10 protein-coding genes are annotated in these 16,841 nt (G+C 34.7%); 2 read left to right on the top strand and 8 right to left on the bottom strand.

The genetic code is table 11. The features are described 5' to 3' along the window. Nucleotides 1-44 precede the first annotated feature (44 nt). The 3 genes from Q1A01_RS10900 to Q1A01_RS10910 are packed head-to-tail and all read right to left on the bottom strand — an operon-like array spanning nucleotide 45 to nucleotide 4,516. Nucleotides 45-947: a histone deacetylase gene (locus Q1A01_RS10900; protein ID WP_299680258.1), complete on the bottom strand. Its 903-nt coding sequence runs from the start codon at nucleotides 945-947 to the stop codon at nucleotides 45-47. Nucleotides 948-950: 3 nt separating this feature from the next. Continuing rightward, nucleotides 951-2,390 carry a hypothetical protein gene (locus tag Q1A01_RS10905; RefSeq protein WP_299680261.1) on the bottom strand — a complete coding sequence of 480 codons (1,440 nt, stop codon included), beginning with the start codon at nucleotides 2,388-2,390 and terminating at the stop codon, nucleotides 951-953. An 8-nt stretch (nucleotides 2,391-2,398) separates the two neighbouring features. Further along, the gene (locus Q1A01_RS10910; RefSeq protein ID WP_299680264.1) at nucleotides 2,399-4,516 is read right to left on the bottom strand and encodes a Tex family protein; all 2,118 of its coding nucleotides are present in this window, start codon (nucleotides 4,514-4,516) and stop codon (nucleotides 2,399-2,401) included. Nucleotides 4,517-5,063: 547 nt separating this feature from the next. Here Q1A01_RS10910 and Q1A01_RS10915 point away from each other — a divergent pair. Then, entirely contained in the window at nucleotides 5,064-6,167 is a 1,104-nt protein-coding gene (locus Q1A01_RS10915) for a serine hydrolase (RefSeq protein ID WP_299680266.1), read from the top strand. Between the two features lie 10 nt (nucleotides 6,168-6,177). On the opposite strand, the gene Q1A01_RS10920 is transcribed toward Q1A01_RS10915, so the two are convergent. From Q1A01_RS10920 to Q1A01_RS10940, 5 genes are all read right to left on the bottom strand, one after another. After that, nucleotides 6,178-7,623, bottom strand: coding sequence for a hypothetical protein (locus Q1A01_RS10920; RefSeq protein ID WP_299680268.1), 1,446 nt, complete (start codon nucleotides 7,621-7,623; stop codon nucleotides 6,178-6,180). 261 nt (nucleotides 7,624-7,884) lie between these two features. Further along, nucleotides 7,885-9,339 (bottom strand): hypothetical protein, encoded by a 1,455-nt coding sequence (locus tag Q1A01_RS10925; RefSeq protein ID WP_299680269.1) that lies wholly within the window; start codon nucleotides 9,337-9,339, stop codon nucleotides 7,885-7,887. A 59-nt stretch (nucleotides 9,340-9,398) separates the two neighbouring features. Further along, entirely contained in the window at nucleotides 9,399-11,459 is a 2,061-nt protein-coding gene (gene metG, locus Q1A01_RS10930) for a methionine--tRNA ligase (protein WP_299680270.1), read from the bottom strand. Nucleotides 11,460-12,140: 681 nt separating this feature from the next. After that, nucleotides 12,141-13,796 carry a DUF1501 domain-containing protein gene (locus Q1A01_RS10935; RefSeq protein ID WP_299680273.1) on the bottom strand — a complete coding sequence of 552 codons (1,656 nt, stop codon included), beginning with the start codon at nucleotides 13,794-13,796 and terminating at the stop codon, nucleotides 12,141-12,143. A gap of 8 nt (nucleotides 13,797-13,804) precedes the next feature. Further along, nucleotides 13,805-15,268, bottom strand: coding sequence for a DUF1800 domain-containing protein (locus tag Q1A01_RS10940; RefSeq protein ID WP_299680276.1), 1,464 nt, complete (start codon nucleotides 15,266-15,268; stop codon nucleotides 13,805-13,807). A 431-nt stretch (nucleotides 15,269-15,699) separates the two neighbouring features. Here Q1A01_RS10940 and Q1A01_RS10945 point away from each other — a divergent pair, with 431 nt between their 5' ends. Then, nucleotides 15,700-16,836, top strand: coding sequence for a hypothetical protein (locus Q1A01_RS10945; RefSeq protein WP_299680279.1), 1,137 nt, complete (start codon nucleotides 15,700-15,702; stop codon nucleotides 16,834-16,836). Nucleotides 16,837-16,841: the final 5 nt, after the last annotated feature.

A 16,841-nucleotide genomic window follows, 5' to 3' on the forward strand; every position in this document is an offset into this window, starting at 1 on the left:
CCTAAACCCCCTTTCCCAAAAGGAGAAGGGACTTTAATTTGGATTTAAAAATAAATATCTTGTGCTAATCTAAAGGTATTAGCATGTGCTTCGATAATCGTTTTTATTTCTGGAGAATACCCACCACCCATACTACATTGTACAGGAATTTGAAGATCATAACAGGTTTGCAATACATACCGATCGCGTTCTGCACAACCAGTTAAACTACAACCAAGTTTTCCTAATTTGTCACTGCTTAATATATCAACACCACTTAGATAAAAAATAAAGTCAGGCTGCTCTTGTGCGATAAGTTGGGGTAATGTCTCTTTTAAAATAGCTAAGTATACTGTGTCTTGGGTGTCTGTTTCTAAAGCAATATCCAGGTCTGACACTTCTTTTTTAAACGGGTAATTCGCTTTTCCATGCATAGAAAAAGTAAACACACTAGGATCGTTCTGGAAAATCTCAGCGGTGCCATTGCCTTGATGTACATCTAGATCAACTATGAGTATTTTTTTTGCAAGTCCGTTGGCTTGTAAATAACGAGCCCCAATGGCTTGGTCATTCAGCATACAGAAGGCTTCCCCATGATCTGTATAGGCATGGTGTGTGCCACCAGCAATATTCATAGCAATACCATGTTTAAGTGCGTGTGTACAACCATCTATAGTTCCTTGTGCAATGATAAGTTCGCGTTCTACAAGCTCTTTAGACAATGGAAACCCTATTTTCCGAGCTTCACGGCGTTCTATCTCTAGTGCTTTCAGAAGGGTAAGATATTCTTGTGTATGACATCGTAATACATGTACATCTTCTATGGTTGTGGGTTCAAAAAAGTTATCTTCTGTACACGTACCTTCATGTATGAGTTGTCGTGGTAACAAATCATACTTTGCCATAGGAAAACGATGCCCATCAGGTAAATGATGTTTATAGATAGGATGGAAGGCTATTTTAAGCACATTCTAAAATTTAAAGAAATTTAATGTACTATTTTTTGCATCAAGTGCACCCCAAACATAAAAATCATTGAGTTTAAACACGGTCTGTATTACTTTTGGAGAGGTCTCTTGTGTAAATTCGCCTATCTCATCAAAAGCATTAAGGGGTATCTCTGCATTAGGAATAAATTGTAAATCACTATCCAATACCATTAGAAAACGAGCACTTTTGGTATACGAATACGCATTGTATTGATAATAGGTGGCATTAGCAATACCTGTAATAAGTCCGCTCACGACAGCACCTGCAAGACCACCTCCGTATACAAAAAATGTAGGCCCTCCTTGACTAATTTCTTTGGTAGCACCTAGTGTAATGATATAATTTCCATTGTTTTTAAAAACAGCTATAGCAGGATTTGAAGTAGCCACTTTACGTAAAAATTTGGATGTTTTTTCGAGTTCGCGATACGAATCAAAATCACCGCCTTCCTGAATAATAGGCGTGTTTTTAAAACCAATAGGAGTTCCTTTTTTTGCAGAAAAAGAAGCAAGATTTTCCATAGAATCTATACGGTAGATAGAAAAATCCATTTCATCAGAAGATACCTTTAACACAAAAAGCTTATCCTCAAAAATAAAGGAATTTGATTTAGCACTTAGAATATCTTTATCAAACGAAGCTTTAGAAATTGTCTTTGCATTAGCTATTTTATTTTCTAAATCAAATTGCAAATAAAAAGTATGCTTCTTGGAGGCATCTATGGTTAGTGTCACAAGTGCTTCTTCTTGATAAAACTTATTCTTTGATTTTGAAGACTCTAACGCAATGGGAGAATCACTATCTATGATGGCAGCATCTCTAGAAAAAGAACTCTGTAATAAGCGGTCTAGATTAGGAATCGTGCGCCTTCCATCTCCAAAATCAATATCCTCAAAAGGGAATATTTGTGTTGTGATAGCACCATCAGCATCTAAAGCATAGACTTCAAATGTAGAGCTGTCTTTTTTTAGTGTAAATAGATAATGCTTTCCATTATATGTTAGTGATTCTAAAACACGATCCCCTTTTATATCAAGCTTAGTTTCCTGAAGATTGTATGATTTTGTTTTAAAGTCTAAACTAACAATTGCCCATTTTTTCTTATTGAATGTAGATAAGAAGAGGGTGTATTTTTCATTTTGATACAAATAACCACCAATATTAGGATACTTTTTTGCAAAGTTGGGAAAAGAAAATGCCTCTTGGATTTCTTGACCACTTTCGTCAAATTGATATACTGACAACTGTTTTTTATCTTCTATGAAAATTAAAAATTTGTTGTTTTCAGGAAATGTAGCTGCAAAAAGTTGTGTCGCTTTTTTTCCTAGTGTATTTGCAGTATGCTCAAAACTCAGGAAAGGTTCTTGCGCTATTCCAGTATAAGAAAAAAGAAGTACTAATGACAGAATGATGTTTCTCATAGGTGTTTTTATGTATGTAATTTAAGTTGTATACGCTTTCGCGAAATATCTACCTCTAATACTTTCACGATAATTTGTTGTTGTAAGCTCACATGCGCCGAAACATCTGATACAAAACCATCAGCGAGGTTTGAAATATGGATGAGTCCGCTCTCTTTAATCCCAATATCAACAAAGCATCCAAAGTTGGTAATATTATTGACAATGCCTGGTAGTAATTGTCCTGCCTGCACATCTTCAATCGTTCGGATATTTTGATTAAACGTAAATACCTTTGCTTTCTCACGGATATCCAATCCTGGTTTTTCTAGTTCGGTGATAATATCTGTAAGTGTAGGTATTCCTACTTCTTCGGTGACATATTTTTGAAGATCAATCCTTTTTAACAGCGTACTATTTCCAATCATTTCTGAGATAGAAAGCTGCTGATCTTTGGCTATTTGTTGCACGAGTTTATACCGTTCCGGATGTACTGATGAATCGTCTAGTGGATTTTCTGCATCTTTAATTCTTAAAAAACCTGCGGCTTGTTCAAAGGCTTTTCCACCCAAACGAGGTACCTTCTTTATGGCAGTTCTGGTGGTAAATGAGCCCTCGCTTTCGCGAAAGCGTATAATCCCTTCTGCCAATTTGGGTCCAATCCCCGATACGTAACTCAGTAAAGGAGCACTTGCGGTATTGATATTAACACCCACACGGTTTACACAGTTTTCTACGACGCGATCTAGGCTATTTTTAAGTGCTGTCTGATCAACATCGTGCTGGTATTGTCCTACTCCAATAGATTTAGCATCTATCTTTACGAGTTCAGCCAAAGGATCTGCCAAACGCCTTCCTATAGAAACAGCGCCACGTACGGTCACGTCATAATTGGGAAATTCATCTCGGGCAATCTTAGATGCCGAGTAAATCGAAGCGCCCGCTTCACTCACTACAAATACCTGCAGTTCATTTTTAAAATGAATGCGTTTGATGAGGCGTTCCGTTTCGCGAGAAGCCGTTCCGTTTCCAATGGCAATCGCCTCTATTTTATAAGCATCTGTAAGCGAACTTATTTTCTTGATAGCACCTTTGTCATCATTTTTGGGTGCATGTGGATAGATAGTTTCATTATGTAATAAAGTGCCTTGTGCATCCAAACAAACGACTTTACAACCAGTTCTAAATCCAGGATCAATCGCAAGAATACGTTTTTCACCAAGCGGTGCGCCGAGAAGAAGTTGTTGTAGGTTTTTTGCAAATACCTGAATGGCGGTTTCATCGGCTTTCTTTTTGGCTTCAGATAAGGCTTCATTGGATAATGACGGAAGTAGCAAACGCTTATAAGCATCCTTGATAGCCAATTCAATTTGTGTGGCACATTCATTATGTGATCTAATGAGCTTACGCTCTATTTTTTCTAGTGCACGCTCATCGTCAATGGTAATTTTAACTCGAATATAGCCTTCTGTTTCTGCTCTTAAAATAGCCAGTAATCGATGTGATGGACATCGGCTTAAAGATTCTGACCAGTTAAAGTAATCTCTGAATTTCTGAGCTTTTTCGTCTGTTTCTTTTGCCTTTACAACCTTCGTTTCTATCATCGCAAAACGCTCTAATTGATAACGTATACCTGACCTTATATCTGATCGTTCATTGATCCACTCGGCAATAATATGGCGAGCGCCTTCTAAAGCATCTTCGGCAGAGGGTACTTCGTTATTTGTATATCGATGGGCAAGTCCTTCTACATCTCGTGCATTCTGACTCATGATCATCTTAGCGAGAGGTTCTAATCCGTTTTTACGTGCCGTTTCTGCTTTGGTTTTACGCTTCTTCTTATACGGAAGGTAAATATCTTCTACCGTAGTAAGATCTTGTGCGGTGTTTAGTTTAGAACGTAATTCATCTGTTAGGACACCTTGTTCTTCTAAGGCTTTAAAGATGGTTGTTTTTCGCTTTTCAAGGGTTTCAAACTGTTCCTTACATGTAATGATTTGTCCTATTTCTACTTCATCTAGATTTCCCGTGACTTCTTTACGATACCGAGCTATAAAGGGTAATGTACAATCTTCGTCAAGAAGCTTAAGGGTGTTTTTTATACCTGATTCAGGAAGTTGGGTATGTTTTTGAATATAGTGTAACAAAGACTCTTTTTTTACTTGGGTGTATTCATTCAAAAATAACTAAAAATAGTGGGGTGTATGGTTACTTTAAGAAAGGTTTTTCAACGTAAACAAGATATAGTTTTGTTAGTTCGAGCCTTTCGTCATAGCTCAGGACAGGCTAAAGTCGAGAACATAACTTTAAGAATAATAATTAACTCATAATAAACATGTTTGTTCATTTTCTTTGCTCGTCCAAAGAAAACAGAACCAAAAGAAAAGACGCTTTTTCTTAGGTATTTTTTTGCTTTAAGCGAAAAACCACAAGGAGTTTTTCCATCGCTACTCCTCGCCCAAAGCTCACACTTTGTCGTTTCCAAGGCTTCAAAAATTTTTAACGAAAACTCCTTGTTATACTGGAGAAAAAGAACCTAATTTTTTTAATAAGTTGTAAAGAATAATTAAGTGTCCTTCAAAAGTGTAATATTTTCAACCACAAATAAGGGCTATTTCACCACAAACGCATTGTATAATACGTTTACGCGACGAAAAGAAAATATGTTTGTATGGAATCAATACGAAACATACTATGAAAAAAATAGCCTTTTTCCTTTTCTTAATCTGTTTACAATCGTGTCATTATGGACGAATGATTAGATATTATAAAGCCGACATCGATGATCACAAAATATTTCCATATACCGAAGTGAATACAGGAGAAAACACGTTTTATTTTAAAGATGGTAGTAACTCCGATGCTGCTAGAAAACTAGATTCACTTACCTTTTCTGTAAAAGGCCAACGGTATGTGATGGATCAGGTATTAGATGAGTATTCAGAAACGACAGCTTTTTTAGTAATAAAAGACGATGCAATTGTGTTTGAGAACTATTATGAAGGGTATAAACGAGATTCAATTTCTAATATCTTTTCGGTCTCTAAATCGGTGACGTCTTTGTTGGTGGGCATTGCTATAGAAGAAGGGAAAATAGAAAGCGTACAAGACCCAATTACCAAGTATATCCCAGAGCTCAATGAAGCCGATCCAAAGTTTAAAAGACTGACATTAGAACATCTATTAGATATGCGCGCAGGATTGGAATTTGATGAGACGTATAGTAGTCCGTTTGATGAGGTAAGTCGTTTGTATTACGGGAAGAAACAATTGAAGCAGATTTCTAAGATGGAATTTAACTACGAACCAGGAACGCATCATGAGTATCAAAGTGTGTGTACGACCTTGCTTGGTATTGCTGTAGAGCGTGTGACCGAGATGCAACTGGGGAAATACCTAGAAGCCAAACTATGGATTCCCTTAGAGATGGAAAATCCTGCTACGTGGAGTTATGATGATGAGAAAAATAAAAATACCAAAGCGTTTTGTTGTTTGAATACTACCGCTATTGACCTAGCTAAGATTGCACGTTTAATGATTCATAAAGGCGAGTACAAAGGCAAACAAATTGTACCAAAGGCATGGGTAGAAAAATTAGTAACCCCTAATAATGCAAATGATTGTTACCAATACCAATGGTATAGTAAAGACTGTGGCGACGACTTTTATGCGCTTGGTATTTTAGGACAACAAGTATATGTATCTCCCAATGAAGATCTCATCATTGTACGTCTCGGAAAATCATGGACGAGCAATGGTGTATTTATCTCTCGAATTAAAGAGGAGTTACTTGATTAGTTAGAAAGTTTTATTGTAAAAATGCTACAGTTTTAATCTGATTTGTATTCTCATCAATGAAACTATAATAAAATGTATCATTCAACTTATAGAGAGCTTTCATGCCTTGAATATCATTGTTAAGATCGTAGTTTTTAATTTTATCAAATACATTTTCTTCTATAGCAATATCTTGAATTTGATTAAAATTTTTATCTAAGACAGTTTGGAATCGAGTTGTTTTAGTTCTTGAATAATCAAGGAAATTATTATCAATGGCATTTGCGTTTGAACTATAAACGGCACCCGCTCCAAGAGAACCTCCAACTAATGTAGATATAACAGCTAATGCTTCTTCTTTACTATTGTCTTGTTTTGAAGCGCCTATAGTTACAATAAGTTTATTATTTTGTTCATAAACACTTATTGCAGGTTTAGAGTTTGTTATTTTTTCTAGAAAATCTTCTGTGGTATTTATTGGTTTGGTATTTTTGTTTCCAGACTTTTGATTTAGAATAGCTGTGCTTTTAAAATTAATAGGGTCATTTTTTAATGCCGAATAGGTTTTTACCACTTTTAAATTAGAAAGATCAGTAACAGAAAATTTGAGTTCTTCAAAAGTAGATTTCACGCTAAAAATATGATTGCCGTAAATAAACGAATTTGAATCCTCAAAAGAGGAACGTTCTTTCATTTTGTCTTTAGTAATTATAGTACTTTTTTTATCACTATTGTATTTGTCCAAATGAAGTATGTAAGTATAATCTCTAGAATTATCAATTGTCATTGAAATACTATTTTCATTTACATAAAGTTTTACTTTTTCATTGGTTGACCTGAGGGATATAGGAACATCATTTCTAATTAAATCTGTTTGAAAAGTTTCTGATGAAGCATTCATTAATTTGTGAAGATTTCCGATAGAGCGTAAACCACCAGAAAAATCTACACTAGAAAAGTCATACTCTGTTGATGTATAGCTTCCATCTGGATATAACTTATGGATAAAAACTATAGATGAATGTTTTTTTATTGTGACTATATAATGGGAGTCATTTACAGAAAAACTGTTAAGAAAATCTTGAGATCGTAATTTAATGTCATAGTCCTTGATCAATACTTCGTATGTGTCAAAATCGAGAGATAAAACGGCCCACTTTTCATGATCGTCATTTAAATATATAGAAAACCTGTTCCCATTATTAGAATGACCACTGATTGATTCACGGTAATTTTTAAATTTTTCAAGAAATATTTTTTCACCAATGGGGTTTAGTCTTTTATCATAAAGAGAGGCGTGTAATTCTCTCTTATGTTTAAGTAAATGAACAACCTTTTTATCATCATTGCTATTAAAAACATTAAATAATTCAATTTTTTTAGCATTTAAATCACTAACATCTATAGTGTTTATTATTTCTTGCGACTTTGCAAAAAGATTAGAAAGCAAGAGTATAATAATACTTATTTTTTTCATAATTCAATTTTCTACTTAAAGAAGAATATTTGTTAAGCTATATCAATAAAACTAGTTGTTATTCTATTAAATAACAAAAATTATTTCTTAAAATTCATGAATTTTAATCTTTTGAATCATAAGGGTTATAACATCAAACTAACTATAGTCTCTTAGTGTTTTCACTATCAGAAATTGGAAACACCTAAATCATTGTAGCCTCGGAAAATCATGGACGAGCAATGGTGTATTTATCTCTAGGATTAAAGAGGTGTTGCAGGATTAAAACTGAAGCAAAAAATATGTTTGTTCCCTAGTATTCCAATAGCTAAAATAGGTTGTACCGTTATGAATAAAAACATCTTCTGCAGTATCCCATTTTAGTTCGTCTTGAAACTCTTTTATACGATCAAAAATGTTGTTTTCAAGCACTTCTCCTTCAATATGATTAAACGTATTATCAAAAAGTCCATTTGTAAATACATCTTTTGAACGTCCATAACTATTAAAAGAAGAAAAAGTTGGACTATATGATGGGACAAATACAGAACCTCCAGGTGTATTAAAGGTTGTCCCTCTTGATTGAAAATTTGATAACCTTCCACTATTAAAAATCACTTCACTGCTTCCAAAAGTAATTTGATAGTTGTTATTCTCTTGATATACAGAAATTCCTAAATTACTACTAGTAATTTTTCTTAAAAATTGCTTTGTTGTATTAAGGTTTTTTTTTCCTGAGCCATAACTATATGTAGAGCCTCTTTGAAATATTGGAGAGTTTTTAAATTCAATAGTACTTTCTTTAGCTACATAAAATTCTTTAATAATTAAATTATCAAAGCTTTTAACTTGAAAAATCATTTCATCTCTAGAACTTGCAATATGGAAGAAGTATTGCCCGTATATAAAAGAATTGAAGTTTTTAAAGTTTTCTTTTTTTCCTTCTGGATATTTTAAAGTTTTAGTAATCAATTTAAGGTCTGAAAGGTTAAGGATTTTTAAAATAGTTCTTTTTGATTTTTCATCCTCAACAGTAATATATATATTATCGTCTTTTTGATATAGTTTACTTTTGTTAGAGGTGTGTGATATAGTGTTAGGGACATTGTTATCAATTTTAGTTATTCCGTATATGGTTGTTTTAAATGGGTCAAAAGCATTAAAACTAAATTGATTTGTAAGTAATTTATGATCCTCGTTTGGGTTATCTAAGCGAAACGGAGACATTTCTTCAAATGTAAAATCTTCTGTAAACTCTCTTAATATAAGTAGATCATTTTTAGTTGCACTCATCATGATCATCCTGTTCTTATAATGAATGGTTTCTAAGTAAAATTCGTCATCAAGTTTGAAATCAATTTCATTAGATACAATTTTTCCAGTTTCAAAGTTGATAGTACTATATTCAAAATTTTTACCAGAATCTGTACTATAAACTAGGGTATATATAGACTCATTAGTAATACTATACCCTATAATTTCACTATATTTTTTTTTAAGACTTATTCCAGCAGCTTCTCCTATTTTTTCAAAGTTGGAATTGTATAAATATCCAGTTATCTTATCTTTTTGACCTAAAATTATAGCAAGATTGTTTGTCTTCTCATCAGAGAGAGAATAATTCTCTACATTTTTGATATTTTTTTTTATGTCAAGATTCTGAAAACTTAAAATAGTCTCTTGACTATAAAGAGTTGAGCTTATAAAAATAATTAAAAAATAAATAAGTGATTTCATAAATAAAGGTGATACTTGCTCATTTATGTAATTGTTAATGATGTTGTTACAAAGTGAATTTAATTAATTGTCTCCCCATTTTTTACCCCATCGGTATCGGGATTTAAGAATACGAGTTTTCCATTGGTGTCTTCCGTCATTAGGATCATTCCTTGACTCTCTACTCCACGTAAAGCACGCGGCGCTAGATTTACCAATACGGTTACTTTTTTACCTATAATTTCTTCGGCAGTAAAGCTTTCGGCGATTCCAGACACAATGGTACGTGTATCAATGCCCGTATCTACGGTAAGCTTCATTAGCTTTTTGGTTTTAGGCACTTTTTCGGCCTCTAGAATAGTACCCACACGCATATCGATTTTTGTAAAATCATCAAAACCAATAGTCTCTTTTTGAGGCTCGGCAACAGCATTTTCGGCTTCATTAGCTTTTTTACTTGCTTCTAATTTATCTAACTGCTTTTGGATCTCTGCATCTTCTATTTTAGTAAATAAAAGAGGTGCTTTTTCAATAATTTTATGTCCAGAAGGTAGCAGTACTTCTTGTGTAGTCACATCATTCCAACCTATAGTTTCTAGGCTTTCTGTTTTGAAAATATCCTTGAGTTTCTCACTGGTAAACGGTAAGAATGGTTCGCTTAATACAGAAAGAGCAGCTGCGATTTGTAGCGCTACATACATAACTGTTTTTACACGTTCTTCATCTGTTTTAATCCTTATCCAAGGCTCTTCATCAGCTAAATACTTATTCCCTAAACGTGCTAGGTTCATAAGGCTGTTTAAGCTTTCGCGAAAGCGGTATTTCTCTACACTACTTCCAATCACGGCAGGATAGGCGCGTAGCTTTTCTAGTGTTTTAAGATCAATTTCGTTAAACGCATTAGGAGTTGGCACAACACCGTCATAATATTTATTGGTCAAAACCGCTACACGATTAATAAAATTTCCCAAGACGTCTGACAATTCACTTTTATTACGTTGTTGGAAATCTTTCCACGTAAAGTCATTGTCTTTTCCTTCGGGGGCATTGGCCGTTAATACATAACGTAATACATCTTGTTTATCTGGAAAATCTTCTAAATATTCGTGTAGCCAAACCGCCCAGTTTTTTGAGGTAGAAAGTTTGTTGCCTTCTAGATTTAAAAACTCATTAGCAGGCACATTGTCTGGTAAGATATAATCGCCATGTCCTTTTAACATCGCAGGGAAAATAATACAGTGAAACACAATATTATCCTTCCCAATAAAGTGAAGGAGTTTAGTGTTTTCATCTTTCCAATACGGCTCCCAATCTTTCCCTTCTCGTGCCGCCCATTCTTTGGTCGCAGAGATATACCCGATAGGGGCGTCAAACCACACATAGAGTACTTTTCCGTCGGCACCTTCTACAGGCACAGGAATTCCCCAATCGAGATCACGCGTTACCGCACGAGGACGTAAACCATCGTCAATCCATGATTTACATTGTCCATATACGTTACTTTTCCAATCTTTTTCATGTCCTTTTAAAATCCATTCTTTAAAGAATGCATCGTATTGGTCTAAGGGTAAAAACCAATGTTTGGTTTCTTTAAGGCTTGGTACAGCCCCAGAAATCGCACTTTTAGGATTGATTAAATCTGTGGCATTATGTGAGGTTCCACAGTTTTCACACTGATCTCCATAGGCTTCTTCAAACCCACATTTAGGACAGGTTCCTGTCACAAAACGATCGGCAAGAAATTGGTTTGCTTCTGCATCATATAACTGAGCATTTGTTTCTTCTAGAAACTTCCCTTTCTCATACATCCTCTTAAAAAAATCTGATGCTGTTTCATGATGAATAGGTGCAGAGGTACGCGAGTAATTATCAAAGGTGATTCCAAAATCAAGGAAAGACTGTTTGATAATTGCATGATATTTATCTACTACATCTTGAGGTGTAATCCCTTCTTTTTTGGCTTTGAGGGTAATTGGAACCCCGTGCTCATCACTTCCACATACAAAGGCAACATCGGCTCCTTGCATACGCATATAACGCGCATAAATATCTGCAGGAACATAAACTCCTGCAAGGTGACCTATATGAATGGGACCGTTTGTATACGGTAAAGCGGCTGTAATAGTGTATCTTTGCGACATCTGTGTAATTTAAAGGCACAAAAATAAGAAAACAAACGGCTACCAAAGCATCTTATACTACAAATGAGTCTTTCATCTACATACACACCTAAAACATTTCCCAACATGCGTTTGTGTAGTATTGAATACAAGAGTTTGTATGTGGTGTTTTACTTAAATAGATAAAGGGTACGCTTTCGCGAAAGCGTATAAAGAAATTTTTTACTCTGCCCTCATATTTATGTGCAAAATATATTTTAAAAAATAGAGTAGTGTTCTATTTTAGAGTATTACTCTATTTTCAACACATCTTAATGGCGCTAAAAAGTCGAAAATGTCTTTCCCCGACCTTAATGGGTGGACATATTCTCTCAATGTACTGTATATTTAATTTTTTGCTCCCTTCAGGGCTGGGGAACCAAAAAATACTGTATACTATATTTTTACAAACTGAAAATGTCTTTCCCCGACCTTAATGGGTGGACATATTCTCTTCGTGTAGAGCATATTTAATTCCCGTCCTTCGACTATTGCTCAGGATAAACTCCAGCGGGAATCTATCATTTTTATTAACATGTAAAAAAGGTATTCATTAAATGACACAAAATAACACCTGAAATTTCAACATAATCTTCTAAGAAAATCAGGCTGTTTGTTTAGCTTTCTCCCCTTCAGGAAGATGCCCAACGGGCAGAGTGGACTTTACCGCACCAAAATAGACTTACTGTAACTCTTCCCATTAAAAGATATACGATAGATATATTGCCCTGTGCGTAAACGTGTACGTACGGATTGTTTTACATTAATGCGTTGAGGTCCTTCCAAGCTAAATTCATCTTTTAATTTTCCTACTTCCTGTCCAAGTAAATTAAATAAAGTAACGGTAACTCTAGCCGTTGTAGGCATAGTGTATTCAATAAATGTTTGATCACCTTGATAGGTTGCCAAATGCTGGAAACCTCCTGCAATTGCAACATCATCAACACCTAATGCTTCGCAATTAAATCCTAGATCTAATGCTTCATATGTTTGTCCAAATAAGATTTGATCTACAAGATTTTCATCGATACATAACCATTGTTTTAGCACCGTTGAATATACCTGTCTAAAATCTGTGGTAAATGCAGGGTTTCCTGTTTCATCTGTACTCTGAATATCAGGATGTGTTCCTACAAATCCTTGATCATTGAGACCATTCCCAAACATGAGAATAGGAGAAGCCGTTCCGTGGTCGGTCCCATTAGAACCATTTTCTTCGATACGACGTCCAAACTCAGAAAAGGTCATAGATAATACATCTTCTCCCATTCCTGCACTATTGAGATCATCATAAAAGTTTTTAACGGAAGTAGAGAGATCACTTAATAATTGTCCGTGATCTTCTAATTGATTGGCATGCGTATCAAAACTCCCTAAAGTCACCAGATATACTTGTGTTCCTAATCCTCCTTTTATCATTCTAGCAACAATAGCTAATTGCCTTGCTAGTTGACCCTCACCATATTCTACAGCATTGGAAGCACTTTCGTAGGCTTCATTAATGGTTCCTGCATAGGTAAAAGATGTATTAATAGAACTTCGCATAAATCCTAATTGATCTCCAAATGTACAATCAGGAATATTTGTCACATCATGTAACACCCCATTTTCGGCAATACTTTCTAATTGTTGAGGATTGGCAACTGAAAAGGCATATTTCGCATCGTCTCCATCAAAAATTAAATTTCCACTACTTCCTATTTGGATCGCAGGTGGAATATCTGGCGGATTGATTAGAAAATCAGGAAATAAGTCTTCAAAGTAACGTCCAAAAACACCTGTGTCATCTACTTCTTCAGGTTGTGCAGATGCCCAAATATCAGAACCTCTAAAATGAGAAAGACTCGAATCAGGATATCCAACACCATGCACTACTTTCATTTGACCATTCCCCCACAAGGATTGTAATGGGTCCATAGATGGAGGGATTCCAAAATCTGAAGACAGATTGTACAGTTCGTTTTCTTGATAGCGTATGGTAGGACGACTTTGTGCATAAAAGTCATAATCATAAATAGGCACAATGGTGTTTAAGCCATCATTCCCTCCTTTAAGGCGTATTAATACTAAAATACGGTCACTATCAGCATTAGCTAATGCCGTCGTAAGTCTAGAGGGTGCGGCAGCAGATAAATTAGAACCTCCTACCATAATAGATCCTGTTCCTACAAGTCCAAGGGCTTGCATGAAGGAGCGTCTACTCCAGGTGCTGTGTTCTTGATCATGATGTTGATCTGTGATTTTTGCAGAAGGACCTTTATGTAATTTTTGCCCTTTCTTTTGTGCGTTGTTTTTTGAATTGTGGTCGTGCTTACACATAATACAGGCTATTTAAGTTGAAATTCAGGCATTCTACTGATATGAAACATCAAGAGCAATACTTGGTAAGGAGCAGACTCCCAACTCAAGTCCCAGATGCCATCATCATAATAATTATCTGGAATTTCCCACCTAAAAACAGTAGTTGCAATGTCATAATCGGTTGCTGTATGTAGTGACCGAGACATAAAGAAGTCTATAATAGATTGTGTGATCAATGCAGGATCATTACTATCTCCCGAAATGTTAATGGCAAAATCTCGAAACTGTTCTTGATCTACATTCCAGAAATTATAGAGCATAATTCGAATACCTTCCCATCTTCCTGCTAGCGTACTGCTATTTATCCAGTCACGATTACGTTGCCATCCTGCTACATCAGGTGGTTGGAAAATATCTTGTCCCGTAATATCATTTAGATAAATAATGAAATTACTAAACTGATTATCGGTGTTGTCAAATTGTAATCCAAGCTCTCTTGTAAATGTAGTTGTAAGGTCATAAGGGCTTTTTATCACATGTCCTATAGCATCAATATCATAAAAATGTTCACTTTTAAATAACTGTTCTAATACAGGTGTAATTTCAAAATCATTAGCAAGCAATGTAGCTGCCATGGCATTTACGATCTCTTGATTGGTATCTGGACTCACAAAAAAATTATAGAGTTTTTCACATATAAAAGGAGCAATTAAATCGGCTTTTTGCTCAAAAAGAATCGTAATTACTTGGTCATAATCCCATGGACCTTCTTGGTCAAAAATAATTTTTGCAGAATTGTCAAATGTTGAATCATCAAATACAATAGGATTTCCAGCAACCCCATCACCAAAGTGATTATATCCTGTCAATGCTCTGGAAGTTTCTTCAATATCTGTTTGTGTATATCCATTATTTACACCCAATGTAAAAAGTTCGTATAGTTCACGAGCATAGTTCTCATTAGGACTATTGTTGGTGTTTTCAAACCCGTTTAAATAGAGTAACATAGCAGAAGATTTTCCTACGGCTCTTACAAAATCTCTAAAATTACCTAATGCATGTGTATGCATTAAGTCCCAATATTGATATAAATAGGGAGCATAAAAATAAACCTCTAGTTGTGTAACAAAGTGATTAAACCAGAAGAATGCGAGTCGATCTTTTAAATTCCCATTAATAAAAGCAATGGAAGTTTGTGCATACCACTCATTAATCTGACCGTTATTTTCATCATTAAAATTGGTATAATTATTTATATTCCAAAACCCCCATTCAGGTTGTGACGGGTTTGGTTTATCTATAGCTTCTTGGATAAGGGTATCTATGAGTTCGCTAGGAGTACTCAGGACACCAATATTTAATGTAGCGTTTGTAGCACCATAGTCTAATCTCCTATATACATGTTTTACCTTTTGGATATCCCAAGGATTGACATCACTAGGTTCATAAGGAGTAATGGAAGCAAGGTTACAAGAAGTAAAAATTTCCATAATTGCGAGGGTTTGGTTATACTAAAAGTATGTAAATCATTATGAATAAACAATTTGTTGTCTTTTGACTTTAAAAAAACGAAAAGGTTTAATTGTTTATTATACTGAGACGAGTAAAACAAAAATAAGGTTACATCTTATACATAAATATACGGTGAGATTGCAGATTTGGATGTTTATGAATGAATGATGTCATTGCTTAACCTTTTTTAATAGGGTTGTATATGCTTTCGCGAAAGCGTAAAAAGCAAACATAATTACACATCTAAAGTACCTCTTAATTTCTATTAAAGAGATCTCAAATCTGATACCTTGTTTATCATCATCAAAAAAAGAATAGTATTGTTTTTTAATGATGAGATGTTAACCTTTTTTAAAAATGTTTCATAAAGAGTGGACTCAAATAAGAGTAACACATAAAAAACATATTTATGAAGGCACTATTCACAGCACTCACTTTTTTATTCCTTTTTACGACAGCAAATGCTACAGAATGGGGAGGAATCTATACAACAAACTTTGGAGAAGTTAAGCTTGTCCAAAAAAGGAATGTAATTGTAGGAACCTATGCAGATAAAGGACATGTAATAGTTCATACTGTTAATGGAAACACAGTAGAAGGAATCTTTTTTAACGATAATAAATTAGGAGATTTTAAGTGGACAAAAAACGGAAGTAAATTTACAGGAAAATGGGCTTGGAAAGGAGATCCGTTAGGTGGAGATTGGTCTGGGCAAGCAGTAAGAACATGCTCTTTTGAGAAATATGAAGGGATATGGGAAACTACTTATGGGGAGATACAATTTATACAAAATGAACATGGTATGATGGCGGGAACCTATGGAGCAAAAGGGTTTGTTTACGGTAAGTATGATCCAAGAACAAAGATTTTAAAAGGCACGTATTCTAATGATGGCAATACAAATTTGAAACCTTTTCAAATGGAATTTAACGGTGTTGCTTTTAAAGGGAAATTTGAAGAAAGAGATTGGGGAAGTTGGAATGGTTCTAAAAAATCTAGGTATGCCAAGATGGTTGTAAAATTACAAACCTTAAAATTATACAAATCCAATGGTGTGGGAAAATCAGAAAAAGGAAAAGTAAATATAGCTGCTAAAATTTTTGACAGCCCTATTAATAAAATAGATACTCATTTGTTACTCAGTACTCAGAATATTTTATTGAGTGAAGGACAATCTAAAGACTATACAAATACGGAAATTGAAATCCCTGTACTCATCTATAAGGATAAACTTGTAGAAGCAGAAGTGCTTAATCTACAATTCAAATACAACGAATACAGAAAGGTGAATAATGCCTTAGATACGTATCAAGCAGATACAATTGATTTACAAGAAATTACTCGATTTCTTACAGGTGATAAGCCGCTTTCAGGTTATGCAGATGGTCCGGATGGGCGTAAACGTTTAGCAAACTCTACACATACATTCTGGTTATATGATTCTTCACGTCCTAATACTAGATCTGCGAAAGGCTATGGATTTGTAAACTTTGATGAAAAACAAAAATGGGGGTACTTCTATACGATAACTATGAAACCACTTTAAAAACA

The sequence above is a fragment of the uncultured Dokdonia sp. genome (assembly GCF_947492815.1).
GTDB lineage: Bacteria > Bacteroidota > Bacteroidia > Flavobacteriales > Flavobacteriaceae > Dokdonia.